This window comes from Clostridium sp. CTA-7 (assembly GCF_054768095.1).
Genome location: NZ_BAAAAV010000007.1, coordinates 157,561 through 177,034, shown reverse-complemented (window position 1 = coordinate 177,034; position 19,474 = coordinate 157,561). Strand labels below are relative to the sequence as shown.

Annotated in this window: 19 protein-coding genes and 1 pseudogene; 12 read left to right on the top strand and 8 right to left on the bottom strand. The window is 27.4% G+C overall.

The annotated features are described in order from the left end of the window. The first annotated feature begins 10 nt into the window (after nucleotides 1-10). From ACYUEX_RS14125 to ACYUEX_RS14110, 4 genes are all read left to right on the top strand, one after another. Nucleotides 11-1,144 carry a deaminase domain-containing protein gene (locus ACYUEX_RS14125; protein WP_460288759.1) on the top strand — a complete coding sequence of 378 codons (1,134 nt, stop codon included), beginning with the start codon at nucleotides 11-13 and terminating at the stop codon, nucleotides 1,142-1,144. Between the two features lie 102 nt (nucleotides 1,145-1,246). Beyond that, nucleotides 1,247-2,251 (top strand): LacI family DNA-binding transcriptional regulator, encoded by a 1,005-nt coding sequence (locus ACYUEX_RS14120; protein ID WP_460288758.1) that lies wholly within the window; start codon nucleotides 1,247-1,249, stop codon nucleotides 2,249-2,251. A gap of 81 nt (nucleotides 2,252-2,332) precedes the next feature. Next, nucleotides 2,333-3,148 (top strand): purine-nucleoside phosphorylase, encoded by an 816-nt coding sequence (locus ACYUEX_RS14115; protein WP_460288788.1) that lies wholly within the window; start codon nucleotides 2,333-2,335, stop codon nucleotides 3,146-3,148. A 20-nt stretch (nucleotides 3,149-3,168) separates the two neighbouring features. After that, on the top strand, nucleotides 3,169-3,624 hold the full coding sequence (locus ACYUEX_RS14110) for a nucleoside deaminase (protein ID WP_460288757.1): 456 nt from the start codon (nucleotides 3,169-3,171) through the stop codon (nucleotides 3,622-3,624). Nucleotides 3,625-3,891: 267 nt separating this feature from the next. On the opposite strand, the gene spoVAE is transcribed toward ACYUEX_RS14110, so the two are convergent. Genes spoVAE through ACYUEX_RS14085 form a run of 5 tightly spaced genes read right to left on the bottom strand, consistent with a single transcriptional unit; the run spans nucleotide 3,892 to nucleotide 6,842 of the window. Next, nucleotides 3,892-4,245 (bottom strand): stage V sporulation protein AE, encoded by a 354-nt coding sequence (spoVAE, locus tag ACYUEX_RS14105; protein WP_411167554.1) that lies wholly within the window; start codon nucleotides 4,243-4,245, stop codon nucleotides 3,892-3,894. A 23-nt stretch (nucleotides 4,246-4,268) separates the two neighbouring features. After that, a complete protein-coding gene (gene spoVAD, locus ACYUEX_RS14100) occupies nucleotides 4,269-5,270 on the bottom strand; it encodes a stage V sporulation protein AD (protein WP_460288756.1) in 1,002 nt (333 codons plus the stop codon). Further along, nucleotides 5,271-5,750, bottom strand: a complete 480-nt coding sequence (gene spoVAC / locus ACYUEX_RS14095) for a stage V sporulation protein AC (protein WP_411167555.1) — start codon at nucleotides 5,748-5,750, stop codon at nucleotides 5,271-5,273. Between the two features lie 12 nt (nucleotides 5,751-5,762). Next, the gene (locus tag ACYUEX_RS14090) at nucleotides 5,763-6,623 is read right to left on the bottom strand and encodes a DUF421 domain-containing protein (protein WP_460288755.1); all 861 of its coding nucleotides are present in this window, start codon (nucleotides 6,621-6,623) and stop codon (nucleotides 5,763-5,765) included. 12 nt (nucleotides 6,624-6,635) lie between these two features. Further along, entirely contained in the window at nucleotides 6,636-6,842 is a 207-nt protein-coding gene (locus tag ACYUEX_RS14085) for a DUF1657 domain-containing protein (RefSeq protein ID WP_411167557.1), read from the bottom strand. A gap of 237 nt (nucleotides 6,843-7,079) precedes the next feature. Here ACYUEX_RS14085 and ACYUEX_RS14080 point away from each other — a divergent pair, with 237 nt between their 5' ends. The 5 genes from ACYUEX_RS14080 (at nucleotide 7,080) to ACYUEX_RS14060 (ending at nucleotide 13,555) form a co-directional block, all read left to right on the top strand. Continuing rightward, on the top strand, nucleotides 7,080-7,286 hold the full coding sequence (locus ACYUEX_RS14080; protein ID WP_322388505.1) for a DUF1657 domain-containing protein: 207 nt from the start codon (nucleotides 7,080-7,082) through the stop codon (nucleotides 7,284-7,286). 383 nt (nucleotides 7,287-7,669) lie between these two features. After that, nucleotides 7,670-11,380: an AAA family ATPase gene (locus ACYUEX_RS14075; protein ID WP_460288754.1), complete on the top strand. Its 3,711-nt coding sequence runs from the start codon at nucleotides 7,670-7,672 to the stop codon at nucleotides 11,378-11,380. Between the two features lie 15 nt (nucleotides 11,381-11,395). Then, entirely contained in the window at nucleotides 11,396-11,884 is a 489-nt protein-coding gene (locus ACYUEX_RS14070; RefSeq protein ID WP_460288753.1) for a hypothetical protein, read from the top strand. Nucleotides 11,885-11,899: 15 nt separating this feature from the next. Next, on the top strand, nucleotides 11,900-12,562 hold the full coding sequence (locus ACYUEX_RS14065; protein WP_460288752.1) for a hypothetical protein: 663 nt from the start codon (nucleotides 11,900-11,902) through the stop codon (nucleotides 12,560-12,562). 111 nt (nucleotides 12,563-12,673) lie between these two features. Next, nucleotides 12,674-13,555: a Cof-type HAD-IIB family hydrolase gene (locus ACYUEX_RS14060; protein ID WP_460288751.1), complete on the top strand. Its 882-nt coding sequence runs from the start codon at nucleotides 12,674-12,676 to the stop codon at nucleotides 13,553-13,555. Between the two features lie 44 nt (nucleotides 13,556-13,599). Here ACYUEX_RS14060 and hisS read toward each other — a convergent pair whose 3' ends face one another. From hisS to ACYUEX_RS14045, 3 genes and pseudogenes are all read right to left on the bottom strand, one after another. Beyond that, entirely contained in the window at nucleotides 13,600-14,898 is a 1,299-nt protein-coding gene (gene hisS, locus ACYUEX_RS14055; protein WP_460288750.1) for a histidine--tRNA ligase, read from the bottom strand. A gap of 313 nt (nucleotides 14,899-15,211) precedes the next feature. Further along, complete coding sequence (locus ACYUEX_RS14050) at nucleotides 15,212-15,472, bottom strand: hypothetical protein (RefSeq protein ID WP_460288749.1); 261 nt, start codon at nucleotides 15,470-15,472, stop codon at nucleotides 15,212-15,214. Between the two features lie 104 nt (nucleotides 15,473-15,576). Next, a pseudogene (locus tag ACYUEX_RS14045) lies at nucleotides 15,577-15,788 on the bottom strand (IS1595 family transposase); the annotation flags it as partial. A 220-nt stretch (nucleotides 15,789-16,008) separates the two neighbouring features. On the opposite strand from ACYUEX_RS14045, the gene ACYUEX_RS14040 reads away from it, so the two are divergent. From ACYUEX_RS14040 to ACYUEX_RS14030, 3 genes are all read left to right on the top strand, one after another. Beyond that, complete coding sequence (locus tag ACYUEX_RS14040; protein WP_460288748.1) at nucleotides 16,009-16,590, top strand: hypothetical protein; 582 nt, start codon at nucleotides 16,009-16,011, stop codon at nucleotides 16,588-16,590. Nucleotides 16,591-16,739: 149 nt separating this feature from the next. Then, nucleotides 16,740-18,245, top strand: a complete 1,506-nt coding sequence (locus ACYUEX_RS14035; RefSeq protein ID WP_460288747.1) for a carboxypeptidase M32 — start codon at nucleotides 16,740-16,742, stop codon at nucleotides 18,243-18,245. A gap of 295 nt (nucleotides 18,246-18,540) precedes the next feature. Further along, a complete protein-coding gene (locus ACYUEX_RS14030; protein WP_460288746.1) occupies nucleotides 18,541-19,470 on the top strand; it encodes an AraC family transcriptional regulator in 930 nt (309 codons plus the stop codon). Nucleotides 19,471-19,474 lie beyond the last annotated feature (4 nt).

Genomic DNA, 19,474 nt, shown 5'->3' with positions numbered 1-19,474 from the left:
AGAGGTGAATATGGCGCAAGAAAATCTGACCTTAAAGAGAAAGAAAAAAGACCGAATAAAAATTAATAATCTAAAAGAGTTTAAGGATGAATTAAAAAGAGAAGGATATAAAGTAAATGAATCTGATGAAGAAAAATTTAAGGAAGAAATTACAAAGACTTTTAAAGTAGATAAAAGTATAACAGAAAGATTGCACATATCAATTAAGGATACTGAGATTACTTATAAAGCAAATGATATTAGGGATTTTATAGACTATATAGAAAAAATGATGTTATTTGAAAATGAGCATAACAAACTATGTAAAAAAATAAGTGAAATAAAAAAACTAAATATAGATAGAATTGAATATGAACGAGAAACAAGTTCTCAAGATAGTGTTGAACATATCATAAAAGCTATAGAAGAGATAAAAAGACATATATCTAGAATAAAAAGTGAAGAAGAGAAAATAAAATTAGAGGACTTAGAAAAAGAATTAGATAAGGATTATCTTTATGCAAAGGATATTGAACTATTAAAAAAAATGGTTCTTATTAGAAAAGAAGGCGTAAAAGAAAAATATAATGCCAAAACTAAAACTAAAACAATATCCATAGAAATACCGAAGGAAATAAATTATCAATATATTAAATCCAAGAAGGGGACTGTAGAGTATCATCAACATTTAAGCAATAATATACCAAGAATACAACGTTTAATAAGAAATATGGATAAATATATGAAAGTTGATGAAAAAGAAAAAACAACATTTAAAATAGATCAAAGCAAGGCATTACAGGACTCTATAAATATAGCATTAGCAATATATGACAATAAGGAGTTTAAAGCAATAAGTGGCAGTAACAATATAATAAATTATTGCATCGCGCCACCCTTAGAAAGAGCAATTTTTAAAAGTATTAAAGTTAATAAATTAGGTAAATTAGGGGTAGGATATAACAGGGTTAATGATAGTGAAAAAAAGATATTTGAAGAAATACATAAACAAATAGAAGCAAAAGTGTTGAGGAATGAAGGAAATCTTATTTTATATAGTAAATGGGAACCGTGTCCAAGCTGCTGTTTTGTAATTAGTCAGTTTTGTGAAGAGCATCCCAATATAAAAGTACAGGTAAAATATATTAAAAAATATGGTGAATAACAGAGCCATATATTTATTCAAAAAACTTGACTTTTAAAAATAAAATTTATATAATCAACTTGAAACCGGTTTCTAACACCGCAAGGATTTTGGAGAAAAAATATGAACATAAAATATATTGCCAATTTAGCAGGAGTTTCTAAATCTACAGTATCAAGAGTAATTAATAATTCACAGAATGTAAGTTTAGAGTTAAGAGAAAGAGTAGAAAAAGTATTAAAGGAAACAGGATACACCCCCAATTTGTTAGCTCAAGAGTTAGTTACTAAGAAAACAAAAGTAATAGGAATAATGATTCCTAGAATTGGAATTGATACATTTTCAAATATAACAGAGGGAATTATTGATAAATTAAATGAAAATGGATATAACGTAATATTGGCTAATTCAAGAGGAAAAATAGAGGAAGAATTGAAATATTTTGATATTTTTAAAAAGAAGCATGTAGATGGGATTATTTTTTTCCCAACTAACATTACAGAGGAACATATAAAAGTATTAGATGATATTAATACACCTATAGTAATGATGGGGCAAGAAAATAGCAAAATAGCTGCATCTTGTGTAATATATGATGATTTTAATGCAGCTAAAGATATGGTTTCGTATTTAATTAGCGAAGGTCATAAAAAAATTGCCTACATTGGATTGGATGAATCTAGAGCTGTATTTGCTAGCTTAAGAAAAAATGGATATTTATGTGCATTAAAAGAAAGTAAAATTAATACTAAAGAAGAATATATGGCAGTAGGAAATTTTAATATAAATTCAGGATATGATTCCATGAAACATATAATAAATAATTCTAAAGAAATGCCTACAGCTGTATTTACCGCAATAGATCGTTTAGCATTTGGAGCACTTAAGTGTTTAAGAGAATTTTCTTATAAGGTTCCAGAGGATATATCAATAGCTGGTATAGATGATATGGATATGTCATCTATGTTTGAGCCAACATTAACTACAATAAATTATGATTATTATGACTCAGGTAAAAATGCAGCAACGTTGATACTAGAAAAAATTAATAATGATTATATGGAAAATAGAACTATAGTTATGGGATATGAACTTATAACTAGAAATAGTACGAAAAAAATAAAATAAAATTAATAGAATTTTATTTTTTTAAATAATTAGAAACCGGTTTCTAATATAAAATTTCTGGAGGTAAAAAAGATGGATAATATGTATGAAAAAGTTTTAGAGTCAGCTGAATATATAAAAAGTAGAATTGAATTAATGCCTAAGGTTGGTGTTGTTTTAGGTTCAGGATTAGGGGATTTAGTTGAGGCAATAGAAGATAAAAAATATATTGATTATAAAGATATACCTAATTTTCCAACATCAACAGTTAAAGGACATAACGGTAGATTAGTATTTGGAAAAATAAAAGGTATAGATGTTTTAGCAATGCAAGGAAGATTTCATTATTTTGAGGGATATACGATGAAAGAAGTTGCATATCCAATATTTGTTATGAAGCAATTAGGAATTGAAAAAGTTATAATAACTAATGCTTGTGGTGGTATAAATACAGACTTTGAACCTGGAACTTTGATGATTATTAATGATTTTATTAATTTAGTTTCAGATAATCCATTGATTGGTATAAATGATGAGAGATTTGGCACAAGATTCCCTGATATGTCTGAACCTTTTAAGCTTGAGTTAATAGATAAAGCAAAGAAAGTAGCAGATGAAATTGGAATTGAATATAAAGAGGGAGTTTATGCAGGATTTATGGGTCCTTATTATGAAACAGCAGCAGAAATAAGATCAATAAGAAATCAAGGGGCAGATGCTGTTGGAATGTCAACAGTTCCTGAAACTATAGCTGCTAATTATCTAGGTATAGATGTACTTGGAATATCTTGTATTACAAACATGGCTACAGGAATACAAAAGCAAAAACATTCACATGAGAATGTTGTAGCCATAGCTCAAAAGGCATCTACAGATTTTTGTAAATGGGTAGCTAAAATAATAGAGAATATGGGTTAAATAAAAAAGAGGATTCTATTATGATAAAAAACGATGAATATTTTATGAAAAAAGCTATAGAGCTTGCTATGAAGTCAAGAAATGAAGGCAATGAGCCTTTCGGAGCAATTTTAGTAAAAGATGATGAAATAGTAATGAGTGGAGAAAATCAAATTAATACCTTATGTGATCCGACTCATCATGCAGAAATTGGACTTATAAGAAGGTTTTGCATAGAAAATAATATATTTGATTTAAAAGAATATACTTTATACACTAGTTGTGAACCTTGCGTAATGTGCTCTGGTGCTATGGTATGGGCAAATCTACATAAGGTAGTGTACAGTGTGTCACATGATCAGCTTTCACAGATAGCTGGAAGCAATATTATGATATCTTGTAAAGAAGTTTTTCAAAAAAGCCCAAATAAACCTATAGTTGTTGAAAATGTACTAAATGAAGAAGGATTAAAAGTATTCGATGAATATAAATTTTAGAATTTATAACATGAATTTATGTAGATTCTAACACTTTATGTATCTTATTCTTTCAGTATATATACTAAAAAGAGAAGATTTTTTATAATACTTAATATACACTATAAAACCCACGACAATACAGAATTGTGTTATCGTGGGTTATTTAGTCTGTAGTAATTTAGAAAAATACCTTATATTTAGAATCACTATATAGATATTTATATATCAATTCAATATATGTAGTATATGAAAGAAGTGTAAATTATAAAGTATTTCTTTATGTTTTCAACCTTTTGGCTTAAATACCATAGCAGAAATAAATCCAAATATTATTGCTGCAGAAACTCCTGCACTCACTGTCTTTAAAACACCAGTAAATATTCCTATAAAGCCGGTTTGCTCAGCTTCAGTTATAGCCGCTGTTACAAGGGTATTTCCAAAACTACTTATAGGTACGAATGCTCCTGCACCTGCAAATTTAACTAAAGGATCATATAAACCAAAACCACCTAATATTGCACCAATTACAACCAGTGTACAAGTTGTATGTGCAGGAGTAACTTCTAAAATATCCATTATAAGTTGCCCAATAACACAAATTAAGCCACCTATTATAAATGCAAAAATAAATTTTTCCATAACTTAAATCACACCTTCTTTTTTTACATTTCTATAGAAACAGCATGGGCAACACTAGGGATGCTTTCCTTTTGTTGAAAGGAGACAGGAGACATTAAGGCACCTGTTGCAACAATTAGTATTTTCTTTAATTCTCCTTTGCGCATACGATTAAGTAAATGTCCATAGGTTACAACAGCAGAACAACCACAGCCACTGCCACCAGAGAAACTTGGTTGTTCTTTGGTATATATTAAAAGTCCGCAATCTGTAAATATATGTTTTGGCATATTTATACCATGTTTCTCTAATAAAGCATTAGCAAGCTCATGACCAACTTTTCCTAAATCGCCAGTAGCAATAAGATCATAATGATAAGCATCAATATTCAAATCTCTAAAATGAGCTTCAATGGTATCTACAGCTGCTGGCGCCATAGCTGCACCGACGTTATAAGGATCTGAAATCCCCATATCTACAACTCTTCCTATGGTAGCAGAGGTTATCTTTGGGCCATTACCTTTTTGACCAAGAACAACAGCTCCAGCTCCAGTTACTGTCCACTGAGCAGTAGGTGGTCTTTGTACTCCGTATTCTGTAGGATATCTAAATTGTTTTTCAGCAGCTGCATTATGACTACTTGCAGCTGCTATAACATATTTAGCTGCTTTGCTTTCTATTAATTGAGCTGCCAATGATAAGCCTTCCATGGAGCTAGAACAAGCTCCGAAAATCCCTAAAAAAGGTATTTCTAAAGTTCTTGCAGCAAAGCTACTAGATATAATTTGATTCATTAAGTCTCCGCTTAAAAAAAAGTTAATATCTTCTTTTTGTAAATTTGCTTTTTGTATTGCTCTTTGGCAAGAATGTTCAAGTAAAGCTCTTTCCGCCTTTTCATAACTATCTTGCCCAAGCCACAAGTCTTCATAAATTATATCAAAGTCATTAGCTAAAGCACCATTACCTTCAAAGGGACCAACAACAGCGGAAGAGGATAGTATTGTAGGTTTAGAATTAAAAATCCAAGATTGATGTCCTTTAAGCATTTACATCGCCCCCAACCATTTTATTGTCATTTTTATCGTAGCAACTACAAAGGCAGAAAAAACTCCATAAACTATAATTGCACCTGCAAGCCTAAACATATTTCCAGCTACTCCAAGTACAAATCCTTCACTTTTATGCTCAATTGAAGCAGATGCTATAGAGTTAGCAAAGCCTGTAATAGGAACAGCAGATCCACATCCGGCCCATTGACTAAGATGGTCATAAATCCCAAGACCAGTAAATAAAGCTGCAAAAAATATTAAAACTACAGAAGTAGGCCCTACTGATGTCTTTTCATCAAAATTAAAATAATTAATAAACATCCACTGTAATCCTTGACCAATTGTACATATTGCACCACCTACTAGAAAGGCTCTAATACAATTAGTTACAATAGGTCTTTTAGGCTCTATATTATTTACTAATGCATCATATTGCTGCTGAGTTGTGGTCATTTTTTTCTTTTTCATATTTGACATTTATCTCACCCTCTAACGTAATAAATATGGTTCTAATTTTTGCATTACTTTTTCTAATTTTTCAGCACTTTGTAAGTACATAGTTTTTGCACCTTCATTGTCGCAATCTAAAGAAAATGACATAAGATCTGCTTGACTTTTTTGAATACTAGCATATAGCATTTCTTTAACCTGTGCTTTAGGGATTTGTATCATATCATCGAAAATATCTAAATATAAGTCTCCAGAAGAGTCTACTTGCCCAAGAAAAACATTTTCAATGGAAACACCTTTCATTTCTAGCTGAGTTGTAAGCCAGCTTTTATTTAATCCAGCATTAGTAAGCCCTTCATTTAATATATTTCCATCTAAAATAACTGTTTGTGGCTCAGCTTTAGATGATACTTGTTTTCCTAAATCATATGGAGTAACAGGTTTCTTATCAGCTTTTAAGCTAACATTTATGTCTCCATTTGTTTCCATTACAGCAAATTCAACATCCGCTAAGCTAAATGCTTTTTTCGAACGCATTTCTTGTAGGAACTCTTGCCCTGTAATTCTCTCTTTAGATAAGTTATCTTCCATTACTTTGCCGTTTTTAACTAATACTCTTTCTTTACCATGTATTAGGTTATAAATTGATTTACTTCTCATAGAAGCAAAATCTAAGACAATAGGCATCAGTGCCCAAACAGCTAGTGCAACTAGTCCAAAGTAAATATTATCAATTATATTTAAAGAAATTAAAGTAATTATAATAGCGATTACAGCATAAGAAATAAAGTCAAAGGGAGTAGCCCTAGATAAAGTTTTCTTTTTCATATATTTTGTTATAACTATTGCTAAAAAAAATAAAACTATTGAATTAAATAATATTATTAACCAAGAACTCATATGCCACCTCACTTAGTTGCCTTTGTATTGGGGTTCTTCAAACTCCATAGATCCTATTCTTTTTTCTAAATCTGTTTTAATTTTGCTTATTTCTTTATATGTCTCATCATAAATAGCTCTAGACTCTTTATCACGCTCTTGTAATGAGTAAATCCTTAAAGTTGATTCAGCTCCCTTTAATGTAGCTAATGTCTGTTTTACCTTTGAAATAGCAGTCATATAAAAGTCTCCTTTATATTTATTAAATTACTTCTTAACTTACTTTAACCAATAAGCCTAATTTTAATTCATTTCTTAATATAAATATTTATTCAATTGTTAAAAGCTAATTGATAAAGTTCAATAATTATAGATTAGATTTTAAAAGGAATATATTTCATTATAAATAAACTGAATATTTAAATTGATTATGAACAAAATATATTTGCAATAAAAAATTATAAAGGAGGAATTTTTATGCCAACAGGAACTAAACTTGAAACAGCATTAGCTAGTGCAAAAGGATTGGCTGCTGATATGAAGACATTTTCTTTAGACACAGATAATCAAGATGCAAAACAAATGTTTAATCAACTTGCAACTACAATGGAGAGTGTGCAGCAAAGCCTTCAATCAAGACTTGATTTTGTAAAACAAGAAGAACCTCAATATAATAAACAATAATAAAATAATAGATATTTTTATATTATTTGTTGATCCTATATATAAGAGATTATCTATATATAAAATTACGGATAAGATTTTGTCGAGGATATTATTATACTTAAAAAACAGTTAGTATATATGCTAGCTGTTTTTTGTTTTCTAGGAAATTATATTTTTATATTCATTGTGAATAACTATTGTAAGATATTTAGTTATTAAAGTTATCTCCTAAATAGTATAGATATGAATATAGTGTGCATAATTTTGTGATCAGAATAACAGTATGTAAAAAATTTCAAAATTAATATATATTTAAATATTAAGGAAAAAAGTGAATAAAAATTTATGTTATGATAGAATATATTTATGATGCTTAATAAAGTTATTAAGGGGGAAAGTGAATGTCTAAATTAAAAGATGAATCATTATCTGGCTCTAAACTAGTTAGAGTTTTATTTCCAGAAATTCAGGTATTTGATCATATAAAAGAAAAAGGAATATTAGATAAGCAATTTATTAAGAAGCAGAAGAAAGCAGTAAATAATACTGTCGTAAATGCGAAGAATACTATGAGTCAAAAATCCAACGTTAATATGTCTAATGTTTCTAATTTAATAAATAAAGAGGAACAGAATATTACAAAAGTATCTGGTAATGTTTGTTCAAGTACAGTAAAAAAAGATATTAATATAGAAAGAAATACTAAGGTAAATAAATTAGAATTAGATAATGTCTTTAATTTAGTAGAGAATACTCTTTCAGACTATGTGCTTGGACAAAAAGATTATTTATCTAAATTAGCAATTGCATTTAGAAGACCATTTGTCTATGGAAAAGAAGATGGTATAAGTAATACAATATTTATAACAGGGCCTAAAGGTTCTGGAAGACATTTATCTATAAAAGCAATATCAAGATTCTTAAAAGAATATAAGATATTAAAAAGTAGCGAAGTATTATCAATAGATCTTTCCGAATATAAGATTGAAAAGGATGCGGAAAATTTATTTTTAACTGATCTTTACAATGGGCTTTATGGAAGCAATAGAATTATTGTATTTGATAATTTTGATAAGTGCCATCAAAGTGTTCTTGATTTAATTAGTAATCTTGTAATAGATGAGAAGCTTGAACTTAACAGAAGATATATAGAACAATTAGGTCAAATGGTGGATGTTACAGGAAAAGGAAATCTTACATTAAATACAACAGGTGAAATACAAGCAAATGGGAAGTACTTAATTTTTATAACTGAAAAAAATGAGGACTATATTAGAAATACTTTTTCAGGAAATTTTATGAAAAAAATTAGGGATATTTTAAATACAGAATATCTTATAGATAAAGATCTTTCTACAATATGTAAATTTATACTAAATGATTGTAATACTAAGATAAACAATAATTTAAATATGTTACTAGAATTTGAAGATTCAGTATTAAACAACGTAATTGAAAATTTTGACAGGACCATTGGAACGCATGGATTGTCTGAGTATATTGAAAACAATATATACGGCCCTCTAGTTGAGTTAAACCTAAATGGTGAAATTAATAGTGGACAAGCATATAGATTAAAAGAGGAAGAAGAGTCTTTAGTTATTTTTAACGAGCTAAATTCTATAGTACTAGAATCTTTAGTAAAACCTAATGAATTAGACAATTTAGATGCTTTAAATAAAGAGCTAGATAACATTATTGGATTAAAAAATGTAAAAGATTTTATAAAGAAGCTTGAAGATAATATAAGAGTACAAAATATAAGAAAAAGTAAAGGGTCAAAAGAAGCTAAGATTTCACTTCATATGATATTTACTGGGAATCCGGGTACAGGTAAAACTACAATGGCTAGAATAATGGCTAAATACTTAAAAGCGTTAGGGTATTTAACAAGTGGACATTTAGTAGAAGTATCTAGGAATGATTTAATAGGTCAATATGTAGGTGAAACAGCACAAAAAACTATTAAGAAAGTAAATTTAGCTATGGGTGGAATATTATTTATAGATGAAGCGTATTCCATAGCTAGAGATGAAAATGATACTTTCGGAATAGAAGCGGTAGATACTATAGTTAAAGCTATAGAAGATAATAGAGATAATTTAGTAGTAATTTTAGCAGGATATACTAAGGAAATGGAAGATTTCTTAAAGATAAATAGTGGACTTAAATCTAGGTTTAATTATACTGTTGATTTTGAAGATTATACACCTATAGAATTACTTGAAATTTCTAAAATAATAGCTAAATCAAATGGATATATAATAGATGATATCTTAGATGAAAGATTAGTAGAGTTATTTGAGACTAAACAAATAAAGGGTAAAAATGATAGCGGAAATGGAAGATTAGCAAGAAATATTATTGAACAAGCAATTACAAATCAATCAAAAAGGTTAGCAACTTTAGATGAGGATAGTATAAATCAAGATAATATAAATAAGCTTATAGAAACAGATTTTGATCTTGATAAGAAGGAAGAATTTGATTTAGATGAAGAGTTAAATAAAATAATTGGATTAGATGATGTAAAAGAATTTGTAAGGAATTTAGAAAAACAACTAGTAGCAAAGGAAAAAAGAAAACAACTTGGTATAAATGTTGAATCATCTCAATCTCTTAATATGATATTTACTGGAAATCCTGGTACTGGTAAAACAACCGTGGCAAGACTAATAGGTAATCTTATGAGTAAAATGGGAATGTTGAAATCAGGTCAAGTTGTTGAAGTTGATAGGAGTACTCTTGTAGGTCAATATGCAGGAGAAACAACTAAAAAGACGGCAGAAGTGTTTAAGTCGGCTTTAGGTGGAGTATTATTTATAGATGAAGCGTATTCTCTTATGTCTTCAGAAAATGATCCCTTAGGTAAAGAAGCGGTTGATACTTTAGTTAAGCTTATAGAGGACTTCAGAGAGGATATAATAGTTATACTAGTAGGTTATGATAAAGAAATGAAAGATTTCCTAAATACAAATTCAGGGTTAAGATCAAGATTCCCTCTAAATGTAAACTTTAAAGATTATGAAGTAATTCACTTACTTCAAATAGGTAAGTTAATGATAGAGAGTAAGGGGTTTGTACTTGCAGGAAATTCTGAAGATGAACTTGAAGATGCTATAAGAAAAGAAAAACAAAAAAGTGGGTTACAATCTGGAAATGGTAGAATGGTAAGAAATATAATAGAAAAAGCTATAAGAGAACAATCTTCAAGAATAGCTGGTATGGATATAATTGATAAGGATTCAGCAATATTATTAACTGAAGAAGATTTCGGAGTTTATGTAAAATCAACAAATGAATTTAATCTAGAGGAAGAATTAAATAAAGTTGTAGGACTGACTGAAGTAAAAGACTTTATAAGAAGCCTTCAAGCACAGTTAAAAATACAAGAACAAAGAAAGAACTTAGGGCTGCCTGTAGATGAATCACAAACTCTTCATATGATATTCAAAGGTAACCCAGGTACTGGTAAAACTACAATGGCAAGAATAGTGGGTGAAGTTCTATATAATATTGGAGTATTAAATAGTAAAACCTTTGTGGAAACAGATAGAAGTGGTTTAGTTGCTGGATATGTAGGACAAACAGCAATAAAAACTAAAGAAAAGTTGGAGTCTGCTCTTGGAGGAATAATTTTTATAGATGAAGCTTATTCATTATCTCAAGATGGAGGTATTGGAAGTAACTTTGGCAAGGAGGCTATAGATACACTTGTAAAAGTTATGGATGATAATAGAGATAATCTATTAGTAATATTAGCTGGATATAGTAATGATATGGACGATTTCCTAGAAACAAATCCAGGCTTAAAATCTAGATTTGCAAATATTATAGAGTTTAAAGATTATTCAGTTGAAGACTTATTAATTATTGCAGATAATTTATTTAAGGGTAAAGGATATATATTAACTGAGGAAGCTATAAATAAGATGGGTAATATTTTTGAAGAGGCTTACAGAGTACCTGACTTCGGAAATGGAAGATATGTAAGAAATATATTTGAAAAAACTGTTAGAAACCAAGCAGTAAGACTTGAAAAAATTAATAATTTGACAAAAGATAATCTTATCACTATTGAAGCATGTGATGTATCTAAAGTTGATTTATAGTAAAGAGGTGATAATATGAAATTTATATCTAAATTAATAAGTAATTTAATAACTATCGCTTATGGAATAATATGCATGCCTTTATTAATATTAATGGCTATAATATTTCCAATAAAGGCAACCTCAGATGCTTTTAAGATAATTACTTCAGGATATACTGTAACTGGTGACTATATTAGTTTACTTATAGGTATGACAGCAATTATGTATTTCTCTTTAAGATTTAGGGCTTTAAGAAGGATATATATGATTTTTCCATCTTTATTTGAAACTATTAAATATTTACTAATAGCAAGCATATTTATTGGAATAGGAACAGAGATACTTAATTGGAGCTATATATCATTAACAACATCTAGAAAGATAATAGGAATATGCTCATTTGTAGGATTTATAGTGATTTGGAGAGCAGTTGTTTCATTATATTACAAGAAAAAACCTCTTTCAAAAGTTATGATGCAAAAAGAAGAAAAAATACAAAACTATAATACAGAGATCGTCTAGTGAAAGGTGGTTATTATGAGAAGATTTAAAGAAAATGATTCAGATAATTTGAATGAAGTAGATAAGTCTAGTGTTAAATTTTCGAGTAAAGAAAATGATATAAATGAAGACAATGTTATAGAAGAAAATGAGAATATTGAAGACCAGACTCTTAAAGTTTTAGAAGAAGAAAAGAAAGATCCATATATAAATTCTTCTATGAAAAATTTCAGACTAATTATTGGTGTAGTATGTCTAATTCTTTTTATATCATTTTCATTTACAAAAAAAGTAAATAAGGATTATAAAGATCAATTAACATCTGGAGTTGTAGAAAATGTAAATGTCGGTGATGTATTAAGTAAAGATGCCTTAAAGCTAGATGCAAAAGATGCTTCTATAGAAGTTTCAAGTGGGTATGGAAATATAGAGATATCAATATGGAATTTTGCAGAGAAGGAAGATAATGATTATGTACAAGTTTTTATTGATGGAGTCGAGCAAGGAGCACCTTTTTCTATAAGGCATAAACCTGCAAAAATAAGTGTTCCTGATAAAGCGGTTATACAAGTACAAGGGGTAAGAGATGGAAGTAATAATGGGATAACTTATGCTGTTCACTTCAATAAAACAGGAGAAACATATTTAAACACTGTTCCACTTAATGCTATGAATACTTATACAATTATAAGCAGATAATTTGTTTCAGTTAAAATAATCAGTTTTTCTATAATGAGTTAGGCTCTTTCATTTTATTAAAAAAGTGTGATAATCTAATAGAGTAACAATAGTTCAAGGAGGAGCAGCAAAATGATAAAGCTTATAGCATCAGATATGGATGGAACTTTACTAAATAATGATCATGATATAGATAAGGAAACAGTTGAAGCAATTAGAAAAGCTGAAGAGGCTGGTATAATTTTTACAATATCTACTGGTAGAGACTATGAAAGTGTTAAGGAACTATTAGATAAACATAATATAAAAGCTCAGTGTGTTCTTTTAAATGGAGCAGAGTATAGAGATGAGAATGGGAATATATTAGATGTTATCAATATAAGAGAAGAAAATGCAAAGAAGATAATAGAGATATTAAATAAAAATAAACTATCAGCTCGTATATTTACAAATAATGGAGTGTTTACTACATCTACAAAAGAAGAGGCCTTTCAAGAAATTGTATTTAGAACTATGATCTTAAATCCTGCTTTAACAGAAGATGAGGCAAGAGAAATGGCTCAGAACCAAGGCTTTTTAACATGCTTACAGTATATTGATGATATAAATAAATTCTTTGAGAGTGGAGTAGAAGTTAGAAAGTTTGTGGCTTTCCATAAGGATATAGAACTTATAGATAAGATAAAAAAAGCTATGGCAGAAATTGAAGGATTAGAAATATCCTCGTCATTTAGAGATAATATAGAAATAACTGATATAAATGCTCAAAAAGGGATTATTTTAGAGAAAGTAGCTAAGAAAATGTCAATAGCAATAGGGGATGTTATGATCATTGGAGACAGCTTTAATGACTACTCAATGTTTGAAATATTTAAGGAAACTGTTGCAATGAAGAATGCTATAGTAGAAGTTAAGGCTATAGCTAAGTACATAACAGATAGTAATGATAATTTAGGTGTTGCTAAAGCTATCTATAATGTAATTAATGATGAAATGGATAAAATGATAAAGTAATACTAGTAAAGGGATGCAGTTATATATAACTACATCTCCTTGCTTTAAATGATATCTTCAAATTTTATTGTTTCTTGTATTCCAGTATTCATATTTTTTATATTAATAGTTCTATTTGTCTCTTCTTCTTCACCTAAAAGAATAACCTTTGGTATAGCAAGTTTATTAGCATAATTCATTTTTTTCTTTAATTTATCATCTTCAAAATATATTTCTACAGATCTTCCAAAGGAATTTAGTTTTTTATATACTTCACCACAATAACTTAAGGTATCTCCAATTGGTATTATTAAATACTCAACTTTAGAAGAAACAGTATAGTTTTCAATAAAACCTATTTCTTTTAAAACAAAGAATAGTCTAGTTAATCCAATGGATATTCCAACTCCAGGCAATATATTATTAGTATAATTTTCTGCTAAGTTATCATATCTACCACCAGAACAAATTGAACCATATTCTTCATTGCAAGTTAATAAAGTTTCAAATACTGTACCTGTGTAATAATCTAGCCCTCTTATAATTTTTAAGTTTATTATATATTCACTATCATTTACTCCAAGTATTTCTAGAGTAGTAGTAACTTCCTTAAGCTCATTTAATCCTAATATAAATTTTTCATCTTTTATATTTAATGAATTTAATTCATCTAAAACTTCATTTTTAGTTCCACTTATATTTATAACTTTATTTATTATTTTCGCTTTTTCATCACTAACTAATTTAGTTAATTCAGATTCAAATGTTTCTTTGCCTATTTTATCGTACTTATCTATTAAAATCATAACTTCAACTAGATTCTCTATATCTAGTGAACTTAACAATGCAGATAATATTTTTCTATTACTTATTTGGAACTTATAATCTTTTAATCCTATAGCTTTAAAGGCTTTTGATGCTAAACTTATGACTAAAGCATCATTTTTAATACTTAAAGTGTCTTTTCCTATAATATCAACATCACATTGATAAAATTCTCTATATCGTCCTTTTTGATTTCTTTCTCCTCTATATACTTTTCCTATTTGATATCTTTTAAAAGGGAAAAGCAAATCATTATAGTATTGAGAAGTATATCTAGCAAAGGGAACTGTTAAGTCAAATCTTAATGCTAAATTATTAGATCCCTTTTGAAATGCATAAACTTGCTTTTCTGTTTCACCAGCACTTTTAGCAAGTAAGACTTCAGCTTTTTCAATAATTGGTGTATCTATTGGAAGACATCCATTTTCCTCGTATATTTTTGTGATTTTCTCTACTATATCATTAAATTTTCTTTGATCTATAGGTAGTAGTTCCATAAATCCTGGTAAAATACTTGGTTTAACTTTATTGTTTTTCATATTACATTTCTCCTTTATTTTAAAATAACAAAAAGCCATGTAGGCAAATATCCTACATGGCTTACTAAATATGATTGCACTAAACACATCATAGCCTAGAGATACAAGCCTAAGGAAATAGACTTGCATCCTTTAAAAAGATGAAGTCCCTCTAGCGATGATGATGTATTAAATTAACTAAATTACTTAGTGCTTTCATAATTTTTCCTCCTAAATTTGATAAATATATTATATATCAATTATTATTTTCATTCAACGATATTAGACTGATTTAAGTTTTTAATTGAATTAAAAAGATTTAAGCAAAAGAATATCATATCTTTTTTAGATGTTCTACATAATCTTTTTCATTGCTTTTCCACATCATTGTACCTGAAAATATACCGGATAAACCACCTATTATCACTCTTATAAGAAAGTCTCCAATTTCAAAAGTGAACTTACCTTTGATAGTATAAACAACAAAAATAACTATATTAATCATAACAATAAAATATAATGACCATAATAATGTGAACTTTAACTGTCCTATTTTACGGTACTTTTGCCATCTTATAAATTCTTTTTCTTTCATAAAATCCTCCATTTAAGAATTGTTAATTTACTATAAGCGTGTACTAAGTTATGGTGATGATATATGATAATTATAGCATTAATTCCAATATAAAGAAAATGACTAAACAAATATAGTTCTATTTCTTTAAAATCTATTATATTAGTATAAGCGTGTGCTACATTGCATTGAACCAACACATATAGTTATTGATATATTTAGAGACAACACTATTAAAGCCATTAATCAACTTTTTTAACCTGATATGAGCAGCATTAATGTGTTGAATATGGTACATTACTTCTTTATGTTCTCCTCCTTTTACATGCTTACATTCATTTATAACATAGTTAAAAATAAAAAGTATTCACATTTTTTAATAATAAATAGTATCAATATAGAGTATGAAAAATATCAATAGATTTTTATAGATAATTAAAAGAAAATTTAGTCACTAAATTTTCAAAAAAAGATAATTTAAATAAATTATGGAAAAATTTGATTTAATTTAGTATTTATAGTAAAATATTGATGAAATTTATCAAGGGGGTAAATATATGAAACTACTAAAAAAAATATCAATAGTAATGGCTTTAATGCTATCAGTTACTACTTTTTACGGTTGTAAAAGTAACTCACCATCAGATACAGTAAAAACTTATTTAGATGGAATAAAAAATGCCGATGAAAAAACTATTTCTACCTTATTAGACGAGGTAGAAAAAGAAAATGAAGATACTCAAAGCAATTCTTATAAAAAAGTGGTTAGTGAAATTCAAAAAATCACATATACAATAAATTCTGAAAGTGTAGATGGAGATAAAGCAACTGTTAATGTTAAAATTAATGGACCAGATATTGCTGGAGTAGTGGCTCAATCAATTCAAAAGATGTTTACAAGCGCTTTATCACAAGCATTCTCTGGTACTGAAATGACAGAAGAAGAGCAAAACAAATTATATGATGATATTATGTTAGAATGTTTAAATGAAGTTAAATTTACAGATAGAACTGGAGATATAACTTTAGAGAAATCAGATAATGAATGGAAAATTACTGATGAAAATGAAATGATTAAGTTAATTATGAATATAGATCCAGCTACATTTGATCCTGCTAATACTAATACAGAAAATTAGAACATTATAAGGATTTATAAATTTAATATTTAAACAAAAAAGAATATGAGTTTAAGGCATATTCTTTTTTATTTAAAATTTATTTATTAGTATAGTTAATTTATGGTATATTTATATATAAGTGAATATTATACAATGGAGGATAGAATATGGCATTAAATAAAAAAATTACAGAACTAAAAGAGTATTTAGGACAATATGAAAAGTTAAATGAAGCAATAAACTTAATTTATTGGGATATGAGAACAAATATGCCACCTAAAGCAGGAGAATCAAGATCTAAAGTTTTAGAATATCTATCAGGAGAAAGCTTTAATATGATTACTAGCTCTAAGGTAGGAGATTTTATAAAGGATTTATCACAATATAAGAATGAAATGAATCTTACTGAACTTAGAATGTTAGAAGAGCTTGAAAGAAACTATAATGAAACAAAAAAAATACCACAAGATAGATATATAGCTTTTGTTGGTGTTTGTAGCAATTCAGAGTTAGCTTGGGAAAAAGCTAAGGATGCAAATGATTTTGAGATATTCAAGCCTCATCTAGAAAAGGTAGTTGAATTCCAAAAGGAATTCATTAATTATTGGGGATATAAAAATGATAAATATGATACCCTTTTAGATAAATATGAGTTAGGACTTACAATTGAAAAATTAGATAAGGTATTTGCAGAGTTAAGAGATGGAATAATAGAAGTATTAAATAATATTAAAGCTAGCAATAAAAAGATTAATAATGATTTCTTATTTGGAAGTTTTGATACTAAAAAGCAAAAGGATTTATCATTATATATTTTAGAAAAAATAGGTTTTGATTTAGAGGCTGGTAGATTAGATGAAAGTGTTCACCCTTTTACAACAAACTTTGGAAACAAAGATGTAAGATTAACTACTAATTATCATGGAGATGAATTTGCCTCAGCTTTATTTAGTACAATTCATGAAGGTGGACATGGTATTTATGAGCAAAATATAAGTGATAATTTAGAAAATACAGGACTTCAAACTGGAGCTTCTATGGCAATACATGAATCACAATCAAGATTTTATGAAAATATATTAGGAAGAAGCAAAGAATTCTGTTCTTATCTATTGCCTATAGCTAAAGAGTATTTTGAAGACTTTAAAAATGTTACTTTAGATGAATTTTATGAAGCTATGAATTATGTTGAAACATCTTTAATTAGAACAGAAGCAGATGAATTAACATATGGACTTCATATTATAATAAGATATGAAATAGAAAAAGAATTAATTAATGACAGAATAACAGTAGCTGAACTTAAAGATTTATGGAATAAAAAATACAAAGAATATTTAGGAGTTGAGCCTAAAACTGATAGCGAAGGAATACTTCAAGATATGCATTGGTCAGATGGTTCTTTTGGATACTTTCCAAGTTATGCTTTAGGTAATTTATATGGGGCTCAAATGTTCTATAAACTATTAGAAGAAAAGCCAAATGTAATGGAAGCTGTTAAAGAGGGTAACTTTATTGAAATAACAAACTGGTTAAAAGAAAAAGTTCATATTCATGGTTCTTTATATACTCCAGGAGAAATTATAAAAAATATAACTGGAGAAGAACTTAATCCTAAATATTTTATAGATTATTTAAAAAATAAGTATTATAAAATATATGATATAAAATAGTACAAGAATTTTAAGGTGCTGTATCAAAACAACTTTTGATACAGCACCTTTTCATATAAAATATTTTAATCATATAAATATTAAAATCCAATAAAAAATATATATTGAAAATTTAAAGTACTAGAAAATAAAAGATATAAATAATACTTATTTTAACATATAAATTTAAGTAAATAATATATATGAAATATGTAACATAGGTAATTAATAAAATATAGATTTGTTAAATTAAACTCTATATTTAACTAAATAAGAAGATACATATAGTATAAGTAATGAAAAAAGAGAGGTAAATATGAACTATAGCAATGAGCTAATAAAAATAGAAGATGGATTACCTATTAAAATTTATATATATAGTATTTACGAAAGTAAACTTCAATGTCATAAAGAAATAAAAATTATATTAATTTTAAAAGGGAGCCTTAATATTAGAGTTGGTAACAATATATATTTTCTTAAAGAAAGAGACCTTATCTTATTAAATACTAATGAAGTTCATAATTTAATAAAAACTAAGGAAGATAATATTATACTAGAAGCTAATATAGATAGTGATTATTATTCTTTAATATATACTCTATTTAATAATACTAAGTTCGATTGTAAATCTTTTATTTATAGCAATGATGAGCAAAAAAAATTTGATGTTATAAGGTATTATTTAGCTAAAATAGTATGGGAATTAACTGAAAAAAGAAGGGGTTATCAGTTTATAGTTGGAAGTGATATAAATTTACTTGGAGCACATTTAATAAATAATTTTACTTATGATATTGAAAATAAGGAAAGTATAACTAAAGATTTAGCTAGAATTCAAAATATTTTAAAGTATATTAATGAGAATTTAGATAGAAAAATAACCTTACTTGAAATAGCCAATAGAGAGAATTTAAGTATTTATTATTTATCTCATTTTATTAAAAAGAATATAGGAATATCATTTCAAGAATATATAAATAATGCAAGAATAGACAAAGCATTAAACTTACTATTAAGGACAAAGAATTCTATAACAGAAATTGCATATGAAAGTGGATTTTCAAGTACAAGAACCTTTAATGAGCTTTTCAAAAATATTTATAAATGCTCTCCTAGAGAATATAGAAAAAATAATAAATATCTAAGTAGCAACTCTAATATAGAAGAATATAAAAATGAATATAAAACAGAGATCTTAAGAAATATATTTTCATATTTAAGTCTATGTAATAGTGATATATAAAATT